General features: G+C 35.8%; 2 protein-coding genes and 1 pseudogene. All 3 read right to left on the reverse strand.

The features are described 5' to 3' along the window. Nucleotides 1-75: 75 nt before the first annotated feature. Nucleotides 76-339, reverse strand: a pseudogene (locus FOR85_RS12465) (flavodoxin family protein); the annotation flags it as partial. Nucleotides 340-362: 23 nt separating this feature from the next. Next, nucleotides 363-770, reverse strand: a complete 408-nt coding sequence (locus FOR85_RS12470) for an OsmC family protein (protein WP_144298170.1) — start codon at nucleotides 768-770, stop codon at nucleotides 363-365. A 237-nt stretch (nucleotides 771-1007) separates the two neighbouring features. After that, nucleotides 1008-1970: a DUF4062 domain-containing protein gene (locus tag FOR85_RS12475; RefSeq protein WP_144298171.1), complete on the reverse strand. Its 963-nt coding sequence runs from the start codon at nucleotides 1968-1970 to the stop codon at nucleotides 1008-1010. Nucleotides 1971-2235 lie beyond the last annotated feature (265 nt).

The raw sequence follows: 2235 nt of genomic DNA on the forward strand, positions 1-2235 counted from the left end.
TATCGTGGCATGATGTGTCCTTGTTGCCCCCATTTGGATTATTCTTTAGGGGTGACAACTATCCTGCCATAGGGGGCCCTGCTTCTTCTCTAACACCGAATAATAACAGCGATCAAAAAAGTCTTTGGTCAGCCCCGCCATATATGCCAAGTTCTCAGTCGTGCCTAATAATAATGCATCCGCAGCTAACACATCTTCAGGTTGCGTATCTTGAGGATATTTAAGTATGACGTTGATATCTATATCGGGATGATTAGCGCCATCGTAGGCTGCTTGCGCTAGTTTTTTGGTATTCGGTGATGGCGCATGCGCGACGATAAGCAAATTTTTGCTAGCCATTTCAATCACCTTTATAGAGGTTACTAGTTTTTGGTATTAATAGTCACTCTTTGAATGATATCAGGATGAATGCTTTTCGCAACCGGACAAGTAAGCGCAGTGTTATAAAATATCTTTTGCGTCTTGTCATCTAACTCTTGATTAAAAGTGATCTCGACATGTATTTCACTGACACGTCTTGGCTCAGCAGCCATTATCTTAGTCACCTCAGCGGTAGTACCTGCAATGTCGATTTCCATGTCACGCGCTTTAATACCAATGATCGTCAGCATACAACTTGCTAAACTAGTTGCCAATAAATCAGTCGGTGAAAACGCTTCGCCCTTGCCTTGGTTATCTAAAGGCGCATCGGTAATGATTTCATCGTTTGATTGCAGGTGGATGGCAGTGGTGCGCAAGTCGCCTTGATAGGTTACTTTTGAGGTTGTCATTTTTTTCTCTTCGATAGTTATGGTTATTGGATTATAGTTGCTTGGACATCTTAAGTAGCTCATTTATAAACAATAATTACTTCAGATTTTTTAGTTAAAACAATAGACTTTATGTTTGAAGGTTTTTAGAAATTGGACTCTCATACAATTTCGTATTAAGCAAAAAAAATAATTTATGAATATATTGAATAAAATAAAAATGGTCAACGGAGTTTTTACGAATAATTCATCTAGTTCCTATTTACTGACTAACCTCTTTCTCTCTAAATGTGCTAAAAAATCTTGTCCTTTCTTAGTGATAGAAAATCTTCTCCATCGTACGCTAGCAACTTTTTCGTTCTGAACTAGTCCGTGAATTTGTAACTTAGGACAGACATTGTTATATAAAAAATATACTGATTCTTGTTGCTGAGTTTGATTTGTTACACCAGTAACAAGAGTCTCTTGAATAGTTATGAATAGAGTAAATAAATTTTGAGTTACGTCTTCTTTACCATTAATAATATTGGGTGGAATTTTCACCTCTATTGAATTAAGAATTTTTTCTAATTCATCAAATTCAGACGAGTTAGTTACTTTTGTATACTGGCCAACTTTATTTGCTAAAATAGAGTTTTGCTTATTTAATTCTTTCACCTGATTGTTTAATTTAGCTATTTCATCCACTAAGCCTTTTGTATCAGGTATCTCATTTCCAGAAACCCAACCAGCTAATTCTCTTGTAGATGCTATTTCAGGTAAGCTCTCCATGACAGCTAAACGAATATCTTTCATGTCTTCAAAGAATGAAGACATATTATTCAGTACTTTGGCTCTAAATAATTTTAATTCAGAAGGGTTGTTTACCTCCATCACTGATGAACCATGCTTCTTGACCTTACTTTCTAATGCACTGTCATTAATTACGACAGCAAAAAGTGGTTTTTCAATCTCCAAAGCATAATCATACTCTAATTCAGTATAGCTAATACCAGATTCAGGTTCGACGCTACCGTATCTTCCACCTAAAATTAACATATAAACATCAGATTCATCAATCCACTTTTTTATAACGTCTAATTGACTCTTATCACTGGCATTGAATAATTCCATTCCAGCAGGAATATGTCCAGACTTTAATACAGCACTAACAGCTGCTTGTCTCTCTTCTATCAAATCAATATACGTTGATGATATAAATACCTGTAACCTTTTTTTCATAGAATTTCCTCTTATCAAAAATTGAGTAATGACCATTTATAAAGATTATACTTGTTATAACTGGATTTAAGTTAGCTTATTAAGAAAAGAGATATACGAGTGTGATTTTATTAAATATTTTAATATAAAATCTCAGACAAAGAAAACCCCCTCCGACATAAGTCGGAGGGGGTTTACTAGGAATAGAGAGCTGACGATGACCTACTCTCACATGGCCGGGGCCACACTACCATTGGCGCGATGATGTTTCACTTCTGAGTTCGGG

Origin of the sequence: Psychrobacter sp. YGAH215 (assembly GCF_007280595.1) — a bacterium.
In the GTDB taxonomy this organism is placed as follows: domain Bacteria; phylum Pseudomonadota; class Gammaproteobacteria; order Pseudomonadales; family Moraxellaceae; genus Psychrobacter; species Psychrobacter faecalis.